Here is a 23227-nt window from a genome sequence, read left to right as displayed (position 1 = left end):
TCGCAGTGTAAACCTGTGGGTCAGGTTTGAGCAGGGGTATGTGCCAGCGAAGAGGCCGGGCAGTGGCCTGCCCGGCTGTATGGCTTTACAAGTGCGACTCGGCGTACTCGGCCAGCACCGACCGTGGCACACCTTGCAGCGTCAGGTGCACACCGTGAGGGAAGTCCTTGAAGCGCTCGGTCAGGTAGGTCAGGCCCGAGCTGGTCGCGGACAGGTAGGGGGTGTCGATCTGCGCCAGGTTACCCAGGCAGACCACCTTGGAGCCTGAACCGGCCCGGGTGATGATGGTTTTGATCTGGTGCGGGGTCAGGTTCTGGCACTCGTCAATCAGGATCAGGCTTTGCTGGAAGCTGCGACCGCGAATGTAGTTGAGCGACTTGAACTGCAACGGCACGCGCTCAAGGATGTACTCGACGCTGCCATGAGTGCTTTCATCATCCATGTGCAAGGCTTCAAGGTTGTCGGTAATCGCACCCAGCCAGGGCTCCATCTTCTCCGCTTCGGTACCCGGCAGGAAGCCGATCTCCTGGTCCAGCCCCTGCACGCTGCGGGTGGCGATGATGCGCCGGTAGCGCTTGCTGACCATGGTCTGCTCGATGGCCGCAGCCAGTGCCAGGATGGTCTTGCCCGAACCCGCTGGGCCGGTCAGGTTGACCAGGTGGATATCCGGGTCGAGCAGGGCAAACAGGGCCAGGCTCTGATGGATGTCGCGCGGTTTCAGCCCCCATGCCTCCTGGTGCAAAAGGGGCTCCTGGTGCAAATCGAGCAATAGCAGCTCATCGTTGCGGATACCTTTGATCCAGCCGACGAAGCCTTGCTCATCGATTATGAACTCGTTGACGTGAACAGCCGGCAGGTTGTCGATCATCTGCACCCGATGCCAGGTGCGGCCGCGCTCCTGGCGGGTATCGACCTTGCTGACGCGGTCCCAGAACGAACCCGTTACCGAGTGGTAACCTTTGGACAGCAACGACACGTCATCGACCAACTGGTCGGTGCTGTAGTCTTCGGCGGCAATGCCACAGGCACGCGCTTTCAGGCGCATGTTGATGTCTTTGGTAACCAGCACTACGTCCAGGTCGGTGCGCCGTGCCCGGACTTCGAACAGCTGGTTGATGATGATGTTGTCGTTGAGGGTTTCCGGCAGCAGCTTGTTCGGCTCGTTGCGCGGGGTCATCAGGATGGACAGGAAGCCCTTGGGCCCGCTCTTGCCACGCTGGATCGGTACGCCCTGCTCGACATCACTGGGCGATGCGTCACCCAGGGTCTGGTCGATCAGGCGGATGGCCTGGCGGCATTCGGCGGCGATGGTCTGTTTGCCGGTCTTGAGCTTGTCGAGTTCCTCCAGCACCGTCATCGGGATGGCGACATGGTGCTCCTCGAAGTTCAGTAACGCGTTGGGGTCGTGAATCAGGACGTTGGTATCGAGCACATACAGGATTGGCTTGCTGGAGGAAGGGTTGCGTCCTTGGTCATCCATACTCGGTCACCTTATGTCGAAGCCACACGGCACGCTCTCTAGTGCGCCGCAGAGTGACTGCCGTTCTCCCCGTATCCGCGTTGCTACGGGCGGGAAGCGAACCTTGCAAGGTGGGCTGGATGACGCCACCTGTGCTGCAGGAATCGGCTGTCTGGTTTCTTCATACCGCAAAAACCATGACCGGAAAAAGCATTTTTACGCATTTTTGAAGTTTATTTTTCCGATTGACCAAGAGGCCTTGGCGGCGGCCCCAGACGGGACTACAGTCAGAAGTCATACCCTCTATTCGCTATATCCATATTCCCGACAATCCTCCCAGCCAATGCCGCTCTGGGCGGTATTTTGCAGCAACCATTCCACTGCTGGCTGCGCCTTGGGCAGGCTGTCGTGGAACTGGATCACCCCCTTGCGCCACAGCAGCATCAGGGTCAGCACGCGCTGCGCAGAAGCCTCCGGACTCAGCGCGCCATCATCCTCAGCATCGATATCCCACAACGAAACCCGCAACTGCTGGCTGGCCATGAATGCCTCGCCATCGGCCCGACGCTGGCCATAGGGTGGCCGGAACAACGGCACATATTGCTGCGGCAGGTCGGCCTGCACCCGCGCCTGGCTGCGGCGCAACGAGTCCTGCCAGTCGATCCACTGCGCGTGGGAGCGATATTCCCAGCCCTGGATACCCACGCACTGCCCGTCGTATAAATCACGCAAGGCATTCGATGCCCCGCCATCACGGCGTTGCTGCAGGCGGTTGCCAAGCACGAAGAATGTGCCTTCGAGCTTTTGCCGGCGCAGATAATCGGTCAACTGATCGGTGCTTGCGCCATCGGCCCCCGGTCCGCCCACGAACGTCAGCAGGAACATGCGGTCGTTCAATTCGTCACCATTGCGCTCGCGCGAAGACAGCCGTTCGACCTCGCTGCTGGTCTGTGGCAGCAAGGCGGCCTTGCGCAGTTGTTCATCCAGGTAGCGCACATGGAACTGGTGGCTCGGCTCGATCCAGCCGGTATAAAACGTGCCGACATCAGTAGCGAACGTCACCGCTTGTGTACGTAAATTCGCCATCGATGTAACTGGATAGCAGAACGATGCATCCTGCTCGCAACTGCGCTGCGCCTGTTGATAACCTTCCCACAACCGCTGCCACATACGTGCCCGCAGCTGGCGCACCTTCTGCAGGTTGATCTGTCGCAGGCCCAGCCGCGCCGCCAGCGCCGCATCATCGAGTAGCTCGCTTTCGTGCAGCACTTGGGCGAACGAGAGGATTTCTGCCCGCGAGGCCACATCGAACAGCGCCGGGCTGTTCAACTGCTCGGGCCAGAGGCTGCGGTCGAGGCTGACCGGGGGTGACGGGGCTGCTTGCACGGCCAGGCTCAACAAAACGGCCAGCAAGGTAAAGGCAATGCGCACGGTTGAAGGCTCCGCAACGGCAAAACGCGAACTATAGCGCCTGCTTCGGCCATGGTCTGTGACTATCGTCGGCATAGTTTGGCGTTGCACCGCCCAGCCCGTAGAATCTCCGACCAACGATGCCAGGAGCCGACCCGATGCTGACGGTGATTTCCCCCGCCAAGACCCTCGACTACGACACCCCGCCTGTGACCGAGCGTTTCACCCTGCCCCAGTACCTGGACGACTCCCAGGCACTGATCCAGCAGCTGCGCGAACTGTCGCCGGCGCAGATCAGCGAACTGATGCACCTGTCCGACAAGCTCGCCGGCCTGAATGCTGCGCGCTTCGGCAGCTGGACCCCGGATTTCACCCCGGCGAATGCCAAGCAGGCACTGCTGGCGTTCAAGGGTGACGTGTACACCGGCCTTGACGCCGAGAGCCTGGGCGAAGACGACTTCAGCTACGCGCAAGACCATCTGCGCATGCTCTCGGGCCTTTACGGCCTGCTGCGCCCGCTCGACCTGATGCAACCCTACCGCCTCGAAATGGGCACCAAGCTGGCCAACGCCCGCGGCAAGGACCTGTACGCCTTCTGGGGCACCCGCATCAGCGAATGGCTGAACCAGGCCCTGGCCGAACAGGGCGATGACGTGCTGCTGAACCTGGCCAGCAACGAGTACTTCAGTGCGGTGAAACGCAGCGCCCTGAAGGCTCGGGTGATCAACGTCGACTTCAAGGACTGGAAAAACGGCCAGTACAAGATCATCAGCTTCTACGCCAAGAAAGCCCGCGGCATGATGAGCCGCTTCGTCATCGAGCAACGCATCAGCGACCCGGAGCAGCTCAAGCAGTTCGATGTGCAGGGCTACTACTACAGTGCAGAGCAGTCCAAGCCAGATCACCTGGTGTTCCTGCGCGACCAACCCGCCGAGTAAACCTGCAAGGCCCTGTGGGAGCGGCCTTGTGTCGCGAAAGGGCCGCGCAGCGGCCCCATTCAATCTGTGCATCTGCGCTGACATCCTGGGGCCGCTTTGCGGCCCTTTCGCGACACAAGGCCGCTCCCACAAAAAAGCAGTCCCTCCTTACCTTCTGCCCTGCAACGGGGCAAGATTCAAAGCGCCACCAAGTCATTATTCCGACGCCAAAAAACCATCACTCACCTGTTTCTCCCCAAACGCCATAAGACCGCTCATACCTTTTTTGACGATTTTTGAAAAATATTTTCCGATACTGGCATAAAAATATCTCGCAACAGTTTCACCCTTGATACACAGGGGTAAAACCCCCGCGTGCTATCAAATTGAAACTGTCTACAACTGAATAAATATTTAGAAATCTTTCATCCGGGCAAAACCCGCTCAGGAACTTCTACTGCGAGCAACCGCTCATAGTGCCGTAACGATTTTCCTGCCCACGGGCTGTGAGAGATGACTTACAGATGACAAGGGCAGATATCTATCACCCCCTTGATAACTTCGACAGGTATGGCGGCCCCCCCCGTAAACCCTGTCCACGCAGGAGAGACGCGCCCTTACAATTCGTCCTAGTGGTTGATTTCAAAGGATTTTTACACTTGAAAGAACAAGCACAGCAACGCGCCAAGTAGCGCTTTGCAATAAAGACGGCTGCATTTCAGGGCACGTTTTTTAATAGATGGCTTTTTACTGCCAACTTTGAGCGCATAACTTTTTGCGCTCCGAACTTATTTTGCCTGCGCTCGGCGAAGTGTGCATTCGCCATGGATCCGTGCGCCCTAAAACTGTTGTTAATCAACCCGGCCGTGCTCTTCCCGGAGGAGCCGGCGTGATCAACACACATGAGGTGACAGCGATGCGTATCAGTATTTTCGGTTTGGGTTATGTGGGTGCAGTCTGTGCAGGCTGCCTGACGGCGCGTGGCCATGAAGTGATTGGTGTGGACGTGTCCAGCACCAAGATCGACCTGATCAACCAGGGCAAATCGCCCATCGTTGAACCTGGCCTGGAAGCACTGCTGCAACAGGGCATCGCCAATGGCCGCCTGCGCGGTACTACCGACTTTGCCGAAGCCATCCGGGCCAGCGATGTGTCGATGATCTGCGTGGGTACGCCCAGCAAGAAAAACGGCGACCTGGGCCTGGAGTACATTGAGTCGGTGTGCCGCGAAATCGGCTACGTGCTGCGTGACACCACCCGCCGCCACACCATCGTGGTACGCAGCACCGTGCTGCCAGGCACCGTCAAGAACGTGGTCATCCCGATTCTCGAAGACTGCTCGGGCAAAAAGGCCGGCGTCGACTTCGGTGTTGCGGTCAACCCGGAATTCCTGCGTGAAAGCACCGCGATCAAAGACTACGACCAGCCACCGATGACCGTCATCGGCGAACTGGACAGCGCCAGCGGCGACATCCTGCAAGCCCTGTACGAAGAGCTCGACGCCCCGGTCATCCGCAAGCCGATCGAAGTGGCCGAGATGATCAAGTACACCTGCAACGTGTGGCACGCCACCAAGGTCACCTTCGCCAACGAAATCGGCAACATTGCCAAAGCGGTAGGCGTTGATGGCCGCGAAGTGATGGACGTGGTCTGCCAGGACACGGTACTGAACCTGTCGCAGTACTACATGCGCCCAGGCTTTGCCTTCGGCGGCTCGTGCCTGCCCAAGGACGTGCGCGCCCTCACCTACCGTGCCGCCAGCCTCGACGTGCGCGCACCGCTGCTCGACTCGCTGATGCGCAGCAACGAATCGCAGGTGCAGAACGCCTTCGAGCTGATCGAAGCCCACGACAAGCGCAAGGTCGCCCTGCTGGGCCTGAGCTTCAAGGCCGGTACCGACGACCTGCGCGAAAGCCCACTGGTGGAGCTGGCCGAGCGCCTTATCGGCAAGGGCTACCAGCTGGACATCTACGACGAGAACGTTCAGTACGCCCGTGTGCACGGGGCCAACAAGGACTACATCGAGTCGAAGATCCCGCACGTGTCGTCGCTGCTCAACGCCAACTTCCAGCAGGTGATCGACAACGCCGACATCATCGTCCTTGGCAACCGTGACGAGCAGTTCCGCGCGCTGGCCCAGCATGCGCCAGCCGGCAAGCAGGTCATCGACCTGGTCGGCTTCATGAGCAAACCGACCAGCTCCACCAGCCGCACCGAAGGCATCTGCTGGTAAGTGCCCGGCCGGGCAGCCACAGCCTCCCCTGTCGCTGCCCACCCTTTCCCGAATTCTCGACGGATGCTGAACATGCAAAGGCTCCAGACCGTGCTGTTGCAGGGCGCCGGGTGGCTGCTCTACATGAGCCTGCTCATGTTGATCGCCCTGGCCCTGCCAGCCGATATCTTCGACTCGCAATCGAAGCACTTCATCTTCCTGGTCGGCGCAGTCGGCATCTGGCGCTACTCCATGGGCGCCACCCATTTCATCCGCGGCATGATCTTCCTCTACGGCGTGTACCCGTATCTGCGCCGCAAGGTGCAAAAAATGGGCGACGCGACCGACCCGTCGCATGTCTACCTGATGGTCACCAGCTTCCGTATCGAAGCCCTGACCACCGCCCAGGTGTACAGCTCGGTGATCCGCGAGGCGATCACCTGCGGCTTCCCCACCACCGTGGTCTGCTCGCTGGTGGAAATGTCCGATGAACTGCTGGTGAAGAGCCTGTGGGCCAAGTACAACCCGCCAGCCCATGTGAAGCTGGACATCGTGCGTATCGCCGGCACCGGCAAACGCGATGGCCTGGCCTACGGTTTCCGCGCCATCTCGCGCATGCTGCCGGACGAAAATGCCGTGGTGGCCGTGATTGACGGCGACACCGTGCTGGCCGATGGCGTGGTACGCAAGACCGTGCCGTGGTTCAAGCTGTTCCCCAACGTGGGTGGCCTGACCACCAACGAGTTCTGCGAAGTGCGCGGCGGCTACATCATGAGCGAGTGGCACAAGCTGCGCTTCGCCCAGCGCCACATCAACATGTGCTCGATGGCCCTGTCCAAGCGCGTGCTGACCATGACCGGGCGCATGTCGATGTTCCGCGCCAGCGTAGTGACCAACCCCGAGTTCATCGCCGACGTCGAAAGTGACTCGCTGATGCACTGGCGCCTGGGCCGCTTCAAGTTCCTTACCGGTGACGACAAGTCCAGCTGGTTCAGCCTGATGCGCCTGGGCTACGACACCTTCTACGTGCCGGACGCTGCCATCAACACGGTCGAACACCCACCGGAGAAGAGCTTCTTCAAGGCCAGCCGCAAGCTGATGTACCGCTGGTACGGCAACAACCTGCGGCAGAACTCCCGTGCGCTGGGCCTTGGCCTGGGCCGCCTGGGCCTGTTCACCAGCATCGTCCTGTTCGACCAGCGCGTGTCGATGTGGACCAGCCTGCTGGGGCTGACCGTGGCGGTGATCGCCAGCCTCAAGTTCGGCCTCGCATTCCTGCTGGTGTACCTGCTGTGGATCGGCATCACCCGCCTGATCCTCACCATCATGCTGCTGTGCTCCGGCCACAACGTAGGCCCGGCCTACCCGCTGATTCTCTATTACAACCAGATCATCGGCGCGCTGATGAAGATCTACGTGTTCTTCCGCCTCGACAAGCAGTCGTGGACGCGTCAGCCCACTGCCCTCAAGCGTGACCTCGCCAGCTTTCAACAATGGTTCAACACCTGGTCCTCGCGGACCATGACCTTCTCGGCTGCCAGCATCTTCGTTGCTGTGCTGTTCATGGTCGTGTGAGCCCAACCCGGATCGGATCTAACAGGAACAAACCACCATGAATACCGCCGTGAACGTCAATGTCGTGCATGAGTCCGAAGCCCAGCGCCAACACGCCCGGGTGCGCATTCCCGCCAAGCTGCGTTTCCTGGACGCCCAGCGCCAAACCCACGAAGTGAAGGTCGACGACCTTTCCGCCGGTGGCCTGAGCTTCCACACCAAGCAGCCACTGTCTGTTGGGGATGTACTGCGCGGGCGCTTGCAGTTCGTGGTCGACAACCTGGGCCTGTCGATCGACATCGAGTTCCAGGTGCGCTCCTACAACCCGGGCAACGGCCGCACCGGCGCGCAGTTCCAGAACCTTGAACCCCGCGACATCGCCACGCTGCGGCACATCATCACCAGCCACCTGTCCGGTGAGTTGATCAGCATCGGCGATGTGCTCAGCACCTTGCAGCGCGACAACTTCACCAAGGCACGCAAGCAGAAGGACGGGGGTTCGGGGCTAAGCGCGTTTGGCCGACTCAAGGCGGTCACCGTCACCCTCGGCGTATTTGTGGTCGGCGTCGCCGCTTTCGGCTTTATCGCCAAGTCGCTGTACGGCATGTACTTCGTCAGCCACGCCGAAGCCGGTGTGGTCGCGGTACCCACCACCACTGTGACCATGCCGCGCGACGGCACCGTCAGCAGCCTGGTCGAAAGCGGTGGGCAGATCGCCAAGGGCGCACCCCTGGCGAGCTTCACCACCAGCATGCTGGACATGCTCAAGGGCAACCTTGACGACGCGCAGCTGGAGCCGGCGAAGATCGAGGAGCTGTTCGGCAAGCAGCTGTCCGGCACCCTCACCAGCCCCTGCGATTGCGTGGTCGCCCGCCAGTTGGTGGACGACGGCCAGTACGCGGCCAAGGGCCAGGCGATCTTCCAGCTGATCCCGCGCACCACCACACCGATGGTCGAAGCGCGTTTCAGCTACCGCCAGTTCGACGAGGTCAAGCCAGGTACCCAGGTCAACTTCCAGGTGGCCGGCGAAGACGAAGTGCGCACCGGCCAGATCGTCAGCAGCACCAGCCTCAACAGCGAAGATCTGTCCTCCGACATTCGCGTGCAGATCAAGCCCGACAGTGGCATGCCCGCCGAACTCGCCGGCCGCCCGGCAGCAGTCAACAGCGACCGTGGCCCTTCGTTCAACTGGCTGATCGACAAAGCCGTGGCCCGTGGGCTGTAAGAGGATCACAGCATGATTCCCTACAAGAAGAGCGCAAGCCTGGGCCTGTGTGCCCTGGCGGCTGCCATCACCTTGGCCGGCTGTGCAGGCCTGCCTGACCAGCGCCTGGCCAACGAAGCCATGAAGCGCGGCGACACGGCACTGGCCGAGCGCAACTACAAGGCCTTGGCCGACCTGGGCTACAGCGAGGCCCAAGTGGGCCTGGCGGACATCAAGGTGGCGACCCGCGACCCGTCGCAAATCAGGGAAGCCGAGGCCACCTACCGCGCCGCAGCCGCCACCTCGCCGCGTGCTCAGGCCCGCCTTGGCCGCCTGCTGGTGGCCAAGCCCGACAGCACCCAGGCTGAACGTGAGGAAGCCGAAGCCCTGCTAAAGCAGGCCGCGAAACAGGGCGAAAGCAACACCCTTATCCCGTTGGCAATGCTCTATCTCAGCTATCCGCAGAGCTTCCCCAAGGTCAACGCGCAGCAGCAGATCGACCAGTGGCGTGCGGCCGGCAACCCTGAAGCCAGCCTGGCTCAGGTGCTGCTGTACCGCACCCAAGGCACCTATGATCAGCACCTGGACGATGTGGAAAAAATCTGTAAGGCCGCGCTGAACAGCACCGACATCTGCTACGTCGAACTGGCCACCGTGTACCAGAAGCGCGGCCAGGCCGACCAGCAAGCTGCTCTGCTCGCCCAGCTGAAATCCGCCTACGCCCGTGGCGCAGTACCAGCTACCCGGGTCGACAGCGTTGCCCGGGTACTGGCCGATCGCAGCCTCGGCCAGACCGACGAGAAAACCGCCAAAGACCTGCTGGAACAGGTAGCCCCGGCCAACCCTGCATCCTGGGTCAGCCTGGCACAACTGCTGTACGACTTCCCTGAACTGGGCGACACCGACCAGTTGCTGGCCTACATCGACAAGGGCCGTGAAGCCGAACAGCCTCGTGCCGAACTGCTGCTGGGCCGCCTGTACTACGAAGGCAAAACCCTGCCGGCCGACGCCAGAAAAGCCGAGCAGCACCTGCAAGCCGCCGCCGACGCCGGTGAGATCAGCGCCCATTACTACCTGGGCCAGCTGTACCGCCGCGGCTATCTGGGCAATGTCGAGCCGCAAAAGGCCGTCGACCACCTGCTGGTCGCCGCCCGTGGCGGGCAGAACAGCGCCGACTATGCCCTGGCCCAGCTGTTCAGCGAAGGCCACGGCATTCGCCCGCAACCCGGCAACGCCTGGGTGTTCGCCCAGCTGTCGCAGGCCAACCCGACGCCGCAGTCGGCTGAACTGCTGCAGCAACTCGATCAGCAACTGGCACCTGACCAGCGCAGCCAGGCCCAGCAGCTGCTGGGCCAGGAGAAGCGTGCACGCGGCAGTATGGCCCAGGGCGCGAACAGCACCCTGGCCATCGAAGCCCTGCAGGACGACGAAAAAGAAGTAGACGGTGAGGACTCGCTATGACGCTCAATCCCTTCGTGAAAGCCGGCATCGGCCTGAGCTTCGCCCTGCTGTGGTCCTGCCCGACCCTGGCGGAAATGACCGCCGAGAAAAACTTCGGCCTGGACGTGAAAATCACCGGCCAGTCGGAAGACGACCGTGACCTGGGTACCCGCCCCGGCGGCGACGTCAACGGCCTGGGCCTGGACCTGCGCCCCTGGGTGTACGGTAAGCGTGGCGACTGGAGCGCCTACGCCATGGGCCAGGCAGTCGGGGCCACTGACACCATCGAAACCGACACCCTGCGCCAGAACGACGACGGCACCAGCACCGACACCAGCGAGCACGGCCGCACGCCCGAGAAAAACTACCTGGCCATGCGCGAGTTCTGGGTCGGCTACAGCGGCCTCACCGCCTACCCGGGCGAGGAACTGCGCCTGGGTCGCCAACGCCTGCGCAACGACGACGGCATGTGGCGCGACACCAACATCGAGGCGCTGAACTGGACCTTCGACACCACTCTGCTCAAGGCGGACCTGGGCGTGGCCCAGCGCTTCAGCGAATACCGCACCGACCTCACCGAGCTGGCCCCGGAAGACAAGGACCGTACCCACCTCTACGGCAACATTGCCACGCAGTGGACCCCGGGCCACTGGGTCGGCGTGCGCGCCCACCACACCCATGACAGCGGCGGCCTGAAAAACCCCGGCGAAACTGTCGACGCACTGGACAAGACCCGCACCGGCGACCTGACCTGGCTGGGCCTTGAAGCCAACAGCGACGCCTACAACTGGCGCAACGATCACACCGTCAACTACTGGGGCAGCGTCACCTGGCTGACCGGAGACCGCGACACCCTCAGCAGCCAGGCTGTAGGCGACGAACAGGTTGCCACCGGCAAGCAGAGCGGCGACGTCAACGCCTGGGCCACCGACCTTGGCATCCGCCTGCGCCTGGACCCGCAATGGCAAGTCGGTGCGGCCTACGCCCGTGGCAGCGGCGGCGGTGGCGACGACGGTTCGAACAACTTCGAGCAGACCGGCCTTGAGAGTAACCGCTCCAACTTCACCGGCACCCGCTCACGCGTGCACCGCTTCGGTGAAGCGTTCCGTGGCGAGCTGGGCAACCTGCAGGCCGCCACCCTGTTCGCCTCCTGGCAGCTGCGCGACGACTACGACGCCAGCCTGATCTACCACAAGTTCTGGCGCGTCGATGGCAACCAGAACATCGGCTCCAGCGGCATCAATGCCGCCGTGAACGACAACGGCATCAGCCGCCAGCTGGTCGACGGCGAAAAAGACCTTGGCCAGGAAATGGACGTGGTCGTGACCAAATACTTCAAGCAAGGCCTGCTGCCGGCTTCGATGAGCCAGGCCATCGACGAACCGTCTGCCCTGGTGCGCCTGCGTGCCGGTGTGTTCAAGCCGGGCGACGCCTACGGCAAGGAAGCGGACTCGTACATGCACCGTGCCTTTGTCGATGTGATCTGGCGCTTCTGAGGCCGCTAGGGGAATGACCGTTATGAACCTTCACCCGCATTTGCGTCACAGCCTGTTGGCCAGCGCCTTGCTGCTGGCCAGCGGCCTGGTCGCTGCCGCAGAACCCCAGGTGATCGCCAAGGGGCTGCAGCAGGCCAAGACCTACACCGTGGCCAGCGCACCGATCGAGCCGCTGCAGATGGACCCGCCAAAACTGCCCGACCTGACCGGTTTCACCGCAGAAGCGGTGCAGAAGAAGATCGACCGCCGCCACAAAGGCAAGGTCAGCCTGCGCCGCATGTTCCAGGAGGACACCCTCAAGGAATTCGTCGGCGGCGACAACAAGGCCGCCGAGTGGGTGCAGCGCCAGCACGGCATCCCGCAGGCGATCTTCGTCGATGACGGCCATGTCGACCTGGTAGAACTGAGCAAAAAGGTACCCAAGCAGTACTTCAGCGAAGTCGAACCCGGCGTGTACCTGGCACGTCTGCCGATCGTGGTCGGGCAAAAGGGCATTCTTGAGATCGACGGCAAGGTCAAACAACTGCGCCTGTCCCAGGAAGGCGGTTCGTTCCTGGTCAACGACGGCAAGCTGTTCGTCACCGATACCCAGGTGACCGGCTGGCGCGAAAAAGACAACGGCCCGGCAACCTTCCGCTCGCCCAAGGAGTTCCGCCCGTTCCTGCTTTCATGGGGCGGGACCGAGACCTACATCGTCAACACGAAGATGGCCAGCTTCGGCTATGCCAAGTCCAAGTCGTATGGCGTGAGCATTTCGCAGTACACGCCGAACATGGCCAAGCGCATGGGCCGTGCAGAACCCACCGGCTGGATCATCGGCTCAGAATTCAGTGACATGTGGTACGGCTTCTACTGCTACGAAACCCAGGACTTCGTGGTCAAGGACAGTACCTACCGCGACAACATCGTCTACGGCATCGACCCGCACGACCGTTCGCACCGCCTGATCATCGCCGGCAACACGGTGTACGGCACCAAGAAGAAGCACGGGATCATCGTTTCACGCGAGGTCAACGACAGCTGGATCATCAACAACAAGAGCTACGACAACAAGCTCTCGGGCGTGGTGATCGACCGCAACAGCGTCAACAACCTGATCGCCTACAACCAGATCTACCGCAACCACACCGACGGCATCACCCTGTACGAAAGCGGCGACAACCTGATCTGGGGCAACAAGCTGATCAACAACCGCCGCCACGGCATCCGTGTGCGTAACAGCGTGAACATCCGGCTGTACGAAAACGTCGCCATGGCCAACGGCCTGGTCGGCGTGTACGGCCACATCAAAGACCTGTCCGACACAGACCGCGACATCGCCCTCGATCCGTTCGACACCAAGGTGTCGCTGATCGTGGTCGGTGGCGAGCTGGCGGCCAACGGCTCCGGCCCGCTGTCGATCGACTCCCCGCTGTCGGTCGAGCTGTACAAGGTGTCGATGCTCGCCCCGCGCAAGGCCAGCGGCATCAGCCTGAACGGCATCCTCGGTGAGCGCCAGGACGAAATCCTCGACCTGCTGGTGCGCCAGCAAAAGGCTGTGCTGATCGACCCGGTCGAACGCCAGACCGAAATGATCGATTAAGGAAGCCCAGACCATGACCCCACACCTGATGAAACTGCTGGGCCTGTCCGCTGCCCTTCTGGCGATCAGCCAAGGCGTGCGCGCCGACGAAGTGAAGGCCCCTGTCTTCAGCGCCGAACCTTGCTGCCAGCTGTGCCCCGAGGCGCACGACGCCAGCCGCTACACCACCCGTTACCAGCAGAACTTCACCACGCTGGTGCAGGCCCACGGTGACTGGCTGTTCCGTACCCGCGAAGACCTGCGCACCGAGTTCAACACCACCCCGGCCGGCTACAAGCGCCTGCAGCAGGTGCATGACGCGTTCAAGAAGCGCGGCGTGGAGCTGGTGGTGGTGTACCAGCCGACCCGTGGCCTGGTGAACCGCAACATGCTCAACCCGGCCGAGAAAGCCGCCTTCGACTACCAGAAAGCCTTGGGCAACTACCAGGCCATGCTCAAGCGTTTCGCCGGCATGGGCTACAACGTGCCCGACCTGTCGCCGCTGACCAACGAGCAACTGGCCGCCGCCGACCAGGGCAAGGACTTCTACTTCCGTGGCGACCAGCACTGGACGCCGTATGGTGCCGAGCGCGCAGCAAAAATCGTGGCCGACACCGTGCACAAGATGCCGGCCTTCGAAGGCATCCCGCGCAAGGAATTCGAGACGAAGAAATCCGGGCGTATGGGCAAGACCGGCACCCTGCATAACGTTGCCGGTCAACTGTGCGGCACCAGCTACGCGGTCCAGTACATGGACCAGTTCGCCACCGAACCGAAAGGCTCAAGCGGCGGCGACGACCTGTTCGGTGACGGCGGCAACGCGCAGATCACCCTGGTCGGCACCAGCCACAGCGGCAAGAACTACAACTTCTCGGGCTTCCTCGAACAGTACATCGGCGCCGACGTGCTCAACGTCGCCTTCCCTGGCGGTGGCCTGGAAGGTTCGATGATCCAGTACCTGGGCAGCGAAGAATTCCAGAAGCACCCGCCGAAGATCCTGGTGTGGGAATTCTCCCCGCTGTACCGCCTGGACCAGGAAACCATCTGGCGGCAAATCCTTGGCCTGCTCGACGACGGCTGCGACGACCGCCCGGCCCTGATGAGCGCCAACACCACCCTCAAGCCCGGCAAGAACGAGCTGATGGTCAACGGCAAGGGCGGCGTGATCAAAGACCTGATCAACCGCAACCTGCAGATGGACGTCAAGTTCGAGGACCCGTCGGTGAAGGTGTTACAAGCCACCCTGTGGTACCTCAATGGCCGCCACGAGGACATCAAGCTGGAAAAACCGGAAACCTCCGACACCGACGGCCGCTTTGTCTTCCAGATGCGCGAAGACGAGGACTGGGCCAGCCAGAGCCTGCTGGCATTCGAGATTCAGGGGCCGGAAAAAGGCACCCAGAAGGTTGAGGCCAAACTCTGCAAACGCAACAACTTCGCCGTGCCTGCGCAAACCGCGCAGGCCGGCCAGTGAGGCGATCATGACCACGTTCAAGCGAATCTTCCGCCCTGCCCTGCTCGCACTGGCCCTGTTCGGGGGTGCCGCGCAAGCTGCGCTGGTACCCCCCCAGGGTTATTACGAAGGGATCGAAAAGCTAAAGACCAGCGACGGCAATTTCCGCTGCGAGTCGGCGCCCAAACCGTATACCGGCGCGCTGCAGTTTCGCAGCAAGTACGAAGGCTCGGACCAGGCTCGCGCAACCCTGAACCTGGACTCCGAACAGGCCTTCCGCGACTCCACCAAGGACATCACCACCCTTGAGCGTGGTGTGGCCAAGATGGTCAACCAGTACATGCGTGACGGCCGCCCGGCGCAGCTCGACTGCACCCTCGCCTGGCTGGGCACCTGGGCGCGCGCCGATGCACTGCTGTCCACCAACTACAACCACACCGGCAAGTCGATGCGCAAATGGGCGCTGGGCAGCATGAGCGGCTCGTGGCTGCGCTTGAAGTTTTCCAACTCGCAGCCGCTGGCCGCGCACCAGGCCGAGGCCGAGCTGATCGAAAAATGGTTCGCCCGCCTGGCCGAGCAAACCGTGCGCGACTGGAGCAACCTGCCGCTGGCGAAAATAAACAACCACAGCTACTGGGCGGCCTGGTCAGTAATGGCCACTGCCGTGGCCACCGACCGCCACGACCTGTTCGACTGGGCGGTCAAGGAATTCAAGGTCGGCGCCAACCAGATCGACGACCAGGGCTTCCTGCCTAACGAAATCAAACGCAAGCAACGCGCGCTGGCCTATCACAACTACGCCCTGCCGCCGCTGGCGATGATTGCCAGTTTTGCCAAGGCCAACAATGTCGACCTGCGCAGCGAAAACAACTTCGCCCTGCAGCGCCTGGGCGAAGGCGTGCTGGCCGGCGCTCGCGATCCACGTCACTTCGCTGAACGTGCGGGTGAAAAGCAGGACATGAAAGACCTCAAGGTCGACAGCAAGTACGCCTGGCTTGAGCCGTGGTGCGCGCTGTACCAGTGCGTCGGCGACACGCTGGAGCGCAAGCATGGCATGCAGCCGTTCGACAGCTTCCGCCTCGGCGGCAACCTGACCCGGGTCTACGACCCGAGCGCAGAACCGAAAAAGTAACGCAAAACCCTTGTAGGAGCGGGCTTGCCCCGCGAATGGGCCCGAAAGGGTAAAGGCGATGTCCGCACTGACGCCTTCGCGGGACAAGCCCGCTCCTACAGGGATCTAGGTAGCCCGCCACATTTTTGTGGGGGGTTTGGGGGGCGCTGTGCCCTGGATGCTGTGAACAAATTAGGAGAACCGGGATGGTCTTCTCGTCCAACGTGTTCCTGTTCCTGTTCTTGCCGATATTTCTCGGCCTGTACTACCTGAGCGGGCAACGTTATCGCAACCTGCTGCTGCTGGTCGCCAGCTACATCTTCTACGCCTGGTGGCGGGTGGACTTCCTCGCCCTGTTCGCCGGCGTCACCCTGTGGAACTACTGGATCGGCCTTAAAGTCGGCGCCGCCGGTGTGCGCACCAAGCCGGCGCAGCGCTGGCTGCTGCTGGGCGTGGGCGTCGACCTGGCAATCCTCGGCTACTTCAAGTACGCCAACTTCGGCGTCGACAGCCTCAACGCCATCGTCAGTTCGTTCGGCCTGGAGCCGTTCATCCTCACCCATGTGCTGCTGCCAATCGGTATCTCGTTCTACATCTTCGAGTCGATCAGTTACATCATCGATGTGTACCGCGGCGACACCCCGGCTACCCGCAACCTGATCGACTTCGCGGCGTTCGTGGCGATCTTCCCGCACCTGATCGCCGGCCCCGTGTTGCGCTTCAAGGACCTGGTCGACCAGTTCAACAACCGCACCCATACCCTGGACAAGTTCTCCGAAGGCTGCACCCGCTTCATGCAGGGCTTCATCAAGAAAGTCTTCATCGCCGACACCCTGGCGGTGGTGGCCGACCACTGCTTCGCCCTCCAGAACCCGACCACTGGCGATGCCTGGCTCGGCGCACTGGCCTACACCGCGCAGCTGTACTTCGACTTTTCCGGTTACAGCGACATGGCCATCGGCCTGGGCCTGATGATGGGCTTCCGCTTCATGGAGAACTTCAAGCAGCCGTACATCAGCCAGTCGATCACCGAGTTCTGGCGGCGCTGGCACATCAGCCTGTCGACCTGGCTGCGCGACTACCTGTACATCACCCTGGGCGGTAACCGCAAAGGCACCTTCAACACCTACCGCAACCTGTTCCTGACCATGCTGCTGGGCGGCCTTTGGCACGGCGCCAACTTCACCTACATCATCTGGGGCGCCTGGCACGGCATGTGGCTGGCCATCGAACGTGCCCTGGGCATCGACACCAACCCGCAACGCTTCAACCCGGTGAAGTGGGCCTTCACCTTCCTGCTGGTGGTGGTCGGCTGGGTGATCTTCCGCGCCGAAAACCTGCACGTGGCCGGCCGTATGTACGGCGCCATGTTCAGCTTCGGCGACTGGCAGCTGTCGGAACTCAACAGCACCCAGCTCACCGGCCTGCAAGTGGCCACCCTGGTAGTCGCCTACATCACCCTGGCGTTCTTCGGCCTGCGCGACTTCTACCGCAATGCAAAGCCAACGCCCAAGGCCATGCCGGTACAGGTCAACAACGACGGTTCGATCGGCCTGGGCTGGGCCCGGGTGATGACCCGCGCCCTGGTGCTGCTGCTGTTCGTGGCCTCGATCCTCAAGCTTTCGGCGCAGAGCTACTCGCCGTTCCTGTACTTCCAGTTCTGAGGCCGATGACATGAACCGTACCTTACGCATCACGTATTCACTGTCGTTCCTCGGCTTGCTGGTGGGCATGGGCGTGTGGTCCACCGGTGGCCTGCAAAGCTTTCAGCGCACCGAGCAGATGACCCTGCTCAATGGCAAGCTGGCGAAGGCCGCCGAGACCCACTACGACGCCGAGTTCCCGATCAAGCGCCTGGGCACCAACCTCTGGGCGGCAATGGACTTCAAGCTGTTCAACGAAGGCCGCCCCGGCGTGGTGCTGGGCCGTGACCAATGGCTGTTCAGCGACGAAGAATTCAAACCCACTGCTGACGCCGAGCAGTTGATGCAGGAAAACCTGGCGCTGATCCGAGGCGTACGCGACACCCTGCAGCAGCACGGCAGCCAGCTGGTACTGGCGATCATCCCGGCCAAGGCACGCCTGTACTCGGAGTACCTGGGCAAGGAGCAGCCGGCCAGCCTGCATGACGACCTGTACAACCAGTTCCATGCCCAGGTGCGCCAGGCCAACGTGTTCGCCCCCGACCTGCAAGCGGCCATGGAACAAGCCAAGGCTCGCGGCCAGGTATTCCTACGCACCGACACCCACTGGACACCGATGGGCGCCGAAGTCGCCGCCCAGGCACTGGCCGAGGCGGTCAGCCGGCAGAACCTGCTTAACGGTGACCCGCAAACCTTCGTCACCGAAGCCGGCAGCACGGCGCCCTACAAAGGCGACCTGACCAACTTCCTGCCACTCGACCCACTGTTCAGCAACCTGCTGCCGGCCCCGGACAACCTGCAACAACGCAGCACCCGCCCGGCGCAAGCCGAGGGTGAAGGCGACGACGCACTGTTCGCCAACAACCAGATCCCGGTCGCGCTGGTGGGTACCAGCTACAGCGCCAACCCGCACTGGAATTTCCTCGGCGCGCTGCAGCAAGCCCTGCGCAGCGACGTCGCCAACTACGCCGAAGACGGCCATGGCCCGCTGCTGCCAATGCTCAAGTACCTGCAAAGCGATGCCTTCAAGAGCGCCGCACCGCAAGTGGTGGTGTGGGAATTCCCTGAACGTTATCTGCCCATGAAAAACGACCTGAGCAGCTTCGATCCGCAGTGGATCGCACAGCTGAAAAACACCCGTAAATCCGAAGAAAACCTGGCCTTGTCGTCCGCCCGGACGAGCCACTGATAGAGAGGAACACGCACATGACTACCAAGACTTCCATTGCCAAAGCCCTCACCCTCGCGGCCGGCCTTTCCCTTGCTTCAATGCAGGCCTTTGCCGGCGCCGACGCCGCGCTGTATGGCCCGAGCGCACCTAAAGGCTCGACTTTCGTGCGCTTGTTCAACGCCGGCAGCGCACCGGCCGCCGCCAGCGTCGGCAACACCCAGATCAAACAGGTTGGCGCTCAGGCCAGCAGCGACTTCAGCTTCCTGCCAGGTGGCGACTACACCGCCCAGGTCGGCGGCAAGAGCGTGCCGGTGAAGCTGGCCTCGGACAAGTACTACACCCTGGTCAACAGCAGCAGCGGCAACCCACAGCTGATCGAAGAACCACCGTTCAAGAACAAGCAGAAAGCCTTGGTGCGCGTGCAGAACCTGAGCGACCAGGCGCTCACCCTGAAAACAGCCGACGGCAAGACCGAAGTGATCAAGCCGGTGGCCGCCAACGGCCGTGGCGAACGTGAAATCAACCCGGTCAAGGTCAACCTGGCGCTGTATCAAGGCGACAAGAAAGTCGGCGACGTGAAACCCGTCGCGCTGGAGCGCGGCGAAGCCGCCGTGTTGTACGTAACCGGTTCCGGCAACGCCTTGTCGCCGGTGTGGGTAACTCGCCCCGTGACTAGCAACTGATCCCCTCTGCCTCTTTCGAACCTTATTGGAGAAACACAATGATCCCGGTAATTCTTTCTGGTGGTAGCGGTTCCCGTCTGTGGCCTCTGTCGCGCAAGCAGTTCCCTAAACAGTTCCTGGCCCTGACCGGCGAACACACCCTGTTCCAGCAAACCATCGAGCGCCTGGCGTTTGATGGCATGGACGCGCCGATCGTGGTCTGCAACAAGGACCACAAATTCATCGTCCAGGAGCAGTTGTCCGCACTCAAGCTGGAAACCCAAGGCATCCTGATGGAGCCCTTCGGCCGCAACACCGCCCCAGCCGTAGCCATGACGGCCATGAAACTGGTCAACGAGGGCCGCGACGAGCTGATGCTGGTGCTGCCCGCCGACCACGTGATCGACGACCAGAAGGCCCTGCAACGTGCCCTGGCCCTGGCCACCATCGCCGCCGAGCGTGGCGAAATGGTGCTGTTCGGCGTGCCGGCGACCAAGCCGGAAACCGGCTACGGCTACATCCGTTCCAGCCAGGACGCCCTGCTGCCTGAAGGCGTGGCGCGGGTTGCGCAGTTCGTCGAAAAGCCCGATGAAAAGCGTGCTGCCGAATTCGTCCAGGCCGGTGGCTACTTCTGGAACAGCGGCATGTTCCTGTTCCGCGCCAGCCGCTTCCTCGAAGAGCTGAAAAAGCACGACGGCGACATCTACGACACCTGCGTGCTGGCCCTGGAGCGCAGCGAGGAAGAGGGCGATGTGCTGAACATCGACGAAGCCACCTTCGCCTGCTGCCCGGACAACTCCATCGACTACGCGGTGATGGAAAAGACCCAGCGCGCCTGCGTGGTGCCGATGTCGGCCGGCTGGAGCGACGTGGGCTGCTGGTCGTCGCTGTGGGAAGTGCACGAGAAGGACGACAACGGCAACGTCACCAAGGGCGACGTGGTGGTGCAGGACAGCCGCAACTGCATGATCCACGGCAACGGCAAACTGGTGTCGGTGATCGGCCTGGAAAACATCGTGGTGGTCGAGACCAAGGACGCCATGATGATTGCCCACAAGGACAAGGTCCAGGGCGTCAAGCAGATGGTCAAGACGCTCGACGAGCAGGGCCGTACTGAAACCCAGAACCACCTGGAAGTGTATCGCCCGTGGGGCTCGTACGACTCGGTGGACATGGGCGGCCGCTTCCAGGTCAAGCACATCACCGTCAAACCGGGTGCCAGCCTGTCGCTGCAGATGCACCACCACCGCGCCGAGCACTGGATCGTGGTGTCCGGCACGGCCGAGGTCACCTGCGACGAGAACGTGTTCCTGCTGACCGAAAACCAGTCGACCTACATCCCGATTGCCTCCATCCACCGCTTGCGCAACCCGGGCAAGATCCCGCTGGAGATCATCGAGGTGCAGTCCGGCAGCTACCTGGGCGAAGATGACATCGAGCGTTTCGAAGATGTGTATGGGCGCAGTTCCACGCCGGTGGAGCGTGGTGTTTCAGTCAAGACAATCGCGCAGTAAGTGAGACCCGGGGGCCGCTTTGCGGCCCATTCGCGGGACAAGCCCGCTCCCACAGTGATCGCGTAGCCTTGTGCATTGAAGATCCCTGTGGGAGCGGGCTTGTCCCGCGAATGGAGGGCAAAGCCCTCCCCGCTTTCAGGCATTTCCGGCTACGATGGTCAGACCTCGCGCAACCAAGGTCTGCAAGCGCCATGATCATCGGTGCCTTCCTCATCCTCACCTGGCTGGTGCTGCTGTTGCGGTACCCGGCCAAGGCCCTGCCAATCTCGCTGGCGGCGGTAGGCGGCCTGGGCCTGGTTGCCCTGTTCGTGGCCTGGCAAGACACCCGCGAAGCCACGCAACTGGCGCGCCTGGATCTGCGCCTGAGCTACAACCCCGACCAATGCCCTGCCGACCGCACCCTGCAGGTGCGCATGAAAAACGGCAACAAGGCCCCGCTGACCGAACTGCGCTGGCGCGTTGCGGCCTATGCGCCGGGCGACACCGTGAACCTGGCCGAGAGCACCTACAACGCACCACGCTACCGAGGGCCGGGCGACTTGCAGCCGGGGGTTGAGTGGAAGGACTGCCTGCCATTGCCGCCGCTGCGCTCCGGCTACCGCCCGCAAACCCTGGAATTTCGTGCCGAGCACCTGCAAGGCACATTCGCCAATTAATCGAAGGCCACCCACATGCCCACCGTTCTGATCACCGGTTGCTCCAGCGGCATCGGCCGCGCCTTGGCCGACGCCTTCCGCGATGCCGGGCACCATGTCTGGGCCACCGCCCGCAAGCCTGAAGATGTCGAGCAACTGACTGCCGCCGGCTACACCGCCCGGCAGCTGGATGTGAATGACAGCGAAGCCCTGACCCGCCTGGCCGATGAGCTGCAAACCCTCGATATCCTCATCAACAACGCCGGTTACGGCGCCATGGGGCCGCTGCTTGATGGTGGTGTGGATGCGTTGCGCCAGCAGTTCGAAACCAACGTGTTCGCCGTGGTCGGCGTTACCCGCGCGCTGTTCCCGCTGTTGCGCCGTTCACGAGGAACGGTGGTGAACATCGGCAGCGTTTCCGGCGTACTGGTCACGCCATTCGCCGGCGCCTACTGCGCCTCCAAAGCCGCCGTGCATGCGCTGAGCGATGCCTTGCGCCTGGAACTGGCGCCATTTGGTGTGCAGGTGATGGAAGTGCAGCCGGGGGCGATTGACACCCAGTTCGCCAACAACGCCCAGCGCCAGGCTGAGCAGGTACTGGCGGCGGATTCGGCGTGGTGGCCGTTGCGCGAGCATGTGCAGGCACGTGCACGGGCTTCGCAGGACAGGCCGACTTCCGCGGCGGTGTTTGCCCGTGGGGTGCTGGGGGCTGTCGGCAAGACACCGATGCCGGCGGTGGTGCGGTTGGGTAATGGCAGTACTACGTTGCCACTGATGGCCCGCTTGCTGCCGCGACGGTTACTGGATTGGGCGCTGCGCAAACGCTTTGGGCTCCTGCGCCCTCTCTGAATTTTCGGCTGCCTGTACTGGCCTCTTCGCGGGCTCGCCCGCTCCCACAGGTATTGCACCCTCTTCGGGAGCACACTACTCCTGTGGGAGCGGGCATGCCCGCGAAGAGGCCAGTACAGGCAACACAGAATCAAGCAATGGAGCGCAGTACCCCGCCATCCACCCGCAAAGCAGCCCCGGTAGTGGCGCTGGCCTGCATCGAAGCCAGGTACACCACCATGTTGGCCACTTCTTCCACCGTCGCCAGCCGCTTGATCAGCGATGTCGGCCGGTGCTCAGCCAGGAAATTGGCTTCCAGTTCATCAGTCGACACCCCCTGCTCCTGCGCCAGCTTGGCAAAGAAGTCGCCCACACCCTCCGAGCGCGTAGGCCCCGGCAACACGGCATTAACCGTCACCCCGGTTCCCGCCAGGGTTTCAGCCAGCCCACGCGACACCGCCAGCAATGCAGTCTTGGTCATGCCGTAGTGAACCATTTCGGTCGGGATCTGCAACGCCGACTCGCTGGACAGGAACACCACCCGCCCCCAGTTGCGCTCGGCCATACCCTGAGCGTAATGACGCGACAGGCGCACAGCGCTGAGTACGTTGACGTCGAAGAACCGTTGCCAGTCCTCATCCTCGATCTCGAAGAACGGCTTGGGCTCGAAGATGCCCAGGTTGTTGACCAGGATGTCGGCGTGCGGCACTTGATCGAAGAGTTTCTGCGCACCGTCCTTGCTGCCGAGGTCGGCGGCAATGCCGATGATGCGCGCCTGGGGCAGGCGTTCGCGCACGGCCTTGAGAGCTTCGTCGACGCGGGCCTGGGTGCGACCGTTGAGAACCACTTCGGCGCCCGCCTCGGCCAGGCCGATGGCGATGGCCAGGCCAATGCCGGCGGTAGAGCCGCTGACGATGGCGCGCTTGCCGTTCAAGGAAATATGCATCTGTGCTCCCT

The 23227-nt window shown here is 62.3% G+C and carries 18 protein-coding genes; 15 read left to right on the top strand and 3 right to left on the bottom strand.

Annotated features, from left to right (window positions below; genetic code table 11):
- Positions 1-85: 85 nt before the first annotated feature.
- A complete protein-coding gene (locus tag P0Y58_06830; protein WEK31906.1) occupies positions 86-1480 on the bottom strand; it encodes a PhoH family protein in 1395 nt (464 codons plus the stop codon).
- 282 nt (positions 1481-1762) lie between these two features.
- Positions 1763-2890: a polysaccharide deacetylase family protein gene (locus P0Y58_06825; GenBank protein WEK31905.1), complete on the bottom strand. Its 1128-nt coding sequence runs from the start codon at positions 2888-2890 to the stop codon at positions 1763-1765.
- A gap of 137 nt (positions 2891-3027) precedes the next feature.
- On the opposite strand from P0Y58_06825, the gene yaaA reads away from it, so the two are divergent.
- From yaaA to P0Y58_06750, 15 genes are all read left to right on the top strand, one after another.
- On the top strand, positions 3028-3807 hold the full coding sequence (yaaA, locus tag P0Y58_06820; protein WEK31904.1) for a peroxide stress protein YaaA: 780 nt from the start codon (positions 3028-3030) through the stop codon (positions 3805-3807).
- Between the two features lie 895 nt (positions 3808-4702).
- Complete coding sequence (locus tag P0Y58_06815; GenBank protein WEK31903.1) at positions 4703-6019, top strand: UDP-glucose/GDP-mannose dehydrogenase family protein; 1317 nt, start codon at positions 4703-4705, stop codon at positions 6017-6019.
- A 72-nt stretch (positions 6020-6091) separates the two neighbouring features.
- The gene (locus tag P0Y58_06810; protein WEK31902.1) at positions 6092-7573 is read left to right on the top strand and encodes a glycosyltransferase family 2 protein; all 1482 of its coding nucleotides are present in this window, start codon (positions 6092-6094) and stop codon (positions 7571-7573) included.
- A gap of 37 nt (positions 7574-7610) precedes the next feature.
- Complete coding sequence (locus P0Y58_06805) at positions 7611-8777, top strand: alginate biosynthesis protein Alg44 (protein ID WEK31901.1); 1167 nt, start codon at positions 7611-7613, stop codon at positions 8775-8777.
- 12 nt (positions 8778-8789) lie between these two features.
- Positions 8790-10217 carry an alginate biosynthesis TPR repeat lipoprotein AlgK gene (gene algK / locus P0Y58_06800; GenBank protein WEK31900.1) on the top strand — a complete coding sequence of 476 codons (1428 nt, stop codon included), beginning with the start codon at positions 8790-8792 and terminating at the stop codon, positions 10215-10217.
- Complete coding sequence (locus P0Y58_06795) at positions 10214-11692, top strand: alginate export family protein (GenBank protein WEK31899.1); 1479 nt, start codon at positions 10214-10216, stop codon at positions 11690-11692. The genes algK and P0Y58_06795 overlap by 4 nt, the downstream gene beginning before the upstream one ends.
- Positions 11693-11714: 22 nt before the next feature.
- A complete protein-coding gene (gene algG, locus P0Y58_06790) occupies positions 11715-13274 on the top strand; it encodes a mannuronan 5-epimerase AlgG (protein ID WEK31898.1) in 1560 nt (519 codons plus the stop codon).
- 13 nt (positions 13275-13287) lie between these two features.
- Positions 13288-14727, top strand: coding sequence for an alginate O-acetyltransferase (locus tag P0Y58_06785; protein ID WEK31897.1), 1440 nt, complete (start codon positions 13288-13290; stop codon positions 14725-14727).
- A gap of 7 nt (positions 14728-14734) precedes the next feature.
- Complete coding sequence (locus tag P0Y58_06780) at positions 14735-15838, top strand: mannuronate-specific alginate lyase (protein ID WEK31896.1); 1104 nt, start codon at positions 14735-14737, stop codon at positions 15836-15838.
- A gap of 185 nt (positions 15839-16023) precedes the next feature.
- Entirely contained in the window at positions 16024-17481 is a 1458-nt protein-coding gene (locus tag P0Y58_06775) for an MBOAT family protein (protein WEK31895.1), read from the top strand.
- Positions 17482-17491: 10 nt separating this feature from the next.
- Complete coding sequence (locus P0Y58_06770; protein WEK31894.1) at positions 17492-18649, top strand: alginate O-acetyltransferase; 1158 nt, start codon at positions 17492-17494, stop codon at positions 18647-18649.
- A 17-nt stretch (positions 18650-18666) separates the two neighbouring features.
- Positions 18667-19314 (top strand): alginate O-acetyltransferase AlgF, encoded by a 648-nt coding sequence (locus tag P0Y58_06765; GenBank protein ID WEK31893.1) that lies wholly within the window; start codon positions 18667-18669, stop codon positions 19312-19314.
- Between the two features lie 38 nt (positions 19315-19352).
- Entirely contained in the window at positions 19353-20807 is a 1455-nt protein-coding gene (locus tag P0Y58_06760; protein WEK31892.1) for a mannose-1-phosphate guanylyltransferase/mannose-6-phosphate isomerase, read from the top strand.
- Positions 20808-20998: 191 nt separating this feature from the next.
- The gene (locus P0Y58_06755; GenBank protein WEK31891.1) at positions 20999-21463 is read left to right on the top strand and encodes a multidrug transporter; all 465 of its coding nucleotides are present in this window, start codon (positions 20999-21001) and stop codon (positions 21461-21463) included.
- A gap of 15 nt (positions 21464-21478) precedes the next feature.
- The gene (locus tag P0Y58_06750; protein ID WEK31890.1) at positions 21479-22291 is read left to right on the top strand and encodes an SDR family oxidoreductase; all 813 of its coding nucleotides are present in this window, start codon (positions 21479-21481) and stop codon (positions 22289-22291) included.
- 130 nt (positions 22292-22421) lie between these two features.
- Here P0Y58_06750 and P0Y58_06745 read toward each other — a convergent pair whose 3' ends face one another.
- Positions 22422-23216, bottom strand: coding sequence for an SDR family NAD(P)-dependent oxidoreductase (locus P0Y58_06745; protein WEK31889.1), 795 nt, complete (start codon positions 23214-23216; stop codon positions 22422-22424).
- Between the last annotated feature and the right edge of the window lie 11 nt (positions 23217-23227).

The organism is Candidatus Pseudomonas phytovorans, from assembly GCA_029202525.1.
Classification (GTDB): Bacteria; Pseudomonadota; Gammaproteobacteria; order Pseudomonadales; family Pseudomonadaceae; genus Aquipseudomonas; species Aquipseudomonas phytovorans.
Note: the sequence above shows the minus strand (reverse complement) of the source record. Positions and strands in the feature narration are given on the sequence as shown.

What these genes read in the sequence shown, in the direction of transcription:
- P0Y58_06815 (WEK31903.1), top strand. Translation starts at nt 4,703, where the DNA reads ATGCGTATCAGTATTTTCGGTTTGGGTTATGTGGGTGCAGTCTGTGCA.
- P0Y58_06765 (WEK31893.1), top strand. Translation starts at nt 18,667, where the DNA reads ATGACTACCAAGACTTCCATTGCCAAAGCCCTCACCCTCGCGGCCGGC.
- P0Y58_06785 (WEK31897.1), top strand. Translation starts at nt 13,288, where the DNA reads ATGACCCCACACCTGATGAAACTGCTGGGCCTGTCCGCTGCCCTTCTG.
- P0Y58_06770 (WEK31894.1), top strand. Translation starts at nt 17,492, where the DNA reads ATGAACCGTACCTTACGCATCACGTATTCACTGTCGTTCCTCGGCTTG.
- P0Y58_06805 (WEK31901.1), top strand. Translation starts at nt 7,611, where the DNA reads ATGAATACCGCCGTGAACGTCAATGTCGTGCATGAGTCCGAAGCCCAG.
- P0Y58_06810 (WEK31902.1), top strand. Translation starts at nt 6,092, where the DNA reads ATGCAAAGGCTCCAGACCGTGCTGTTGCAGGGCGCCGGGTGGCTGCTC.
- P0Y58_06780 (WEK31896.1), top strand. Translation starts at nt 14,735, where the DNA reads ATGACCACGTTCAAGCGAATCTTCCGCCCTGCCCTGCTCGCACTGGCC.
- algG (WEK31898.1), top strand. Translation starts at nt 11,715, where the DNA reads ATGAACCTTCACCCGCATTTGCGTCACAGCCTGTTGGCCAGCGCCTTG.
- P0Y58_06745 (WEK31889.1), bottom strand. Translation starts at nt 23,216, where the DNA reads ATGCATATTTCCTTGAACGGCAAGCGCGCCATCGTCAGCGGCTCTACC.
- P0Y58_06750 (WEK31890.1), top strand. Translation starts at nt 21,479, where the DNA reads ATGCCCACCGTTCTGATCACCGGTTGCTCCAGCGGCATCGGCCGCGCC.
- algK (WEK31900.1), top strand. Translation starts at nt 8,790, where the DNA reads ATGATTCCCTACAAGAAGAGCGCAAGCCTGGGCCTGTGTGCCCTGGCG.
- P0Y58_06795 (WEK31899.1), top strand. Translation starts at nt 10,214, where the DNA reads ATGACGCTCAATCCCTTCGTGAAAGCCGGCATCGGCCTGAGCTTCGCC.
- P0Y58_06755 (WEK31891.1), top strand. Translation starts at nt 20,999, where the DNA reads ATGATCATCGGTGCCTTCCTCATCCTCACCTGGCTGGTGCTGCTGTTG.
- P0Y58_06830 (WEK31906.1), bottom strand. Translation starts at nt 1,480, where the DNA reads ATGGATGACCAAGGACGCAACCCTTCCTCCAGCAAGCCAATCCTGTAT.
- P0Y58_06760 (WEK31892.1), top strand. Translation starts at nt 19,353, where the DNA reads ATGATCCCGGTAATTCTTTCTGGTGGTAGCGGTTCCCGTCTGTGGCCT.
- yaaA (WEK31904.1), top strand. Translation starts at nt 3,028, where the DNA reads ATGCTGACGGTGATTTCCCCCGCCAAGACCCTCGACTACGACACCCCG.
- P0Y58_06775 (WEK31895.1), top strand. Translation starts at nt 16,024, where the DNA reads ATGGTCTTCTCGTCCAACGTGTTCCTGTTCCTGTTCTTGCCGATATTT.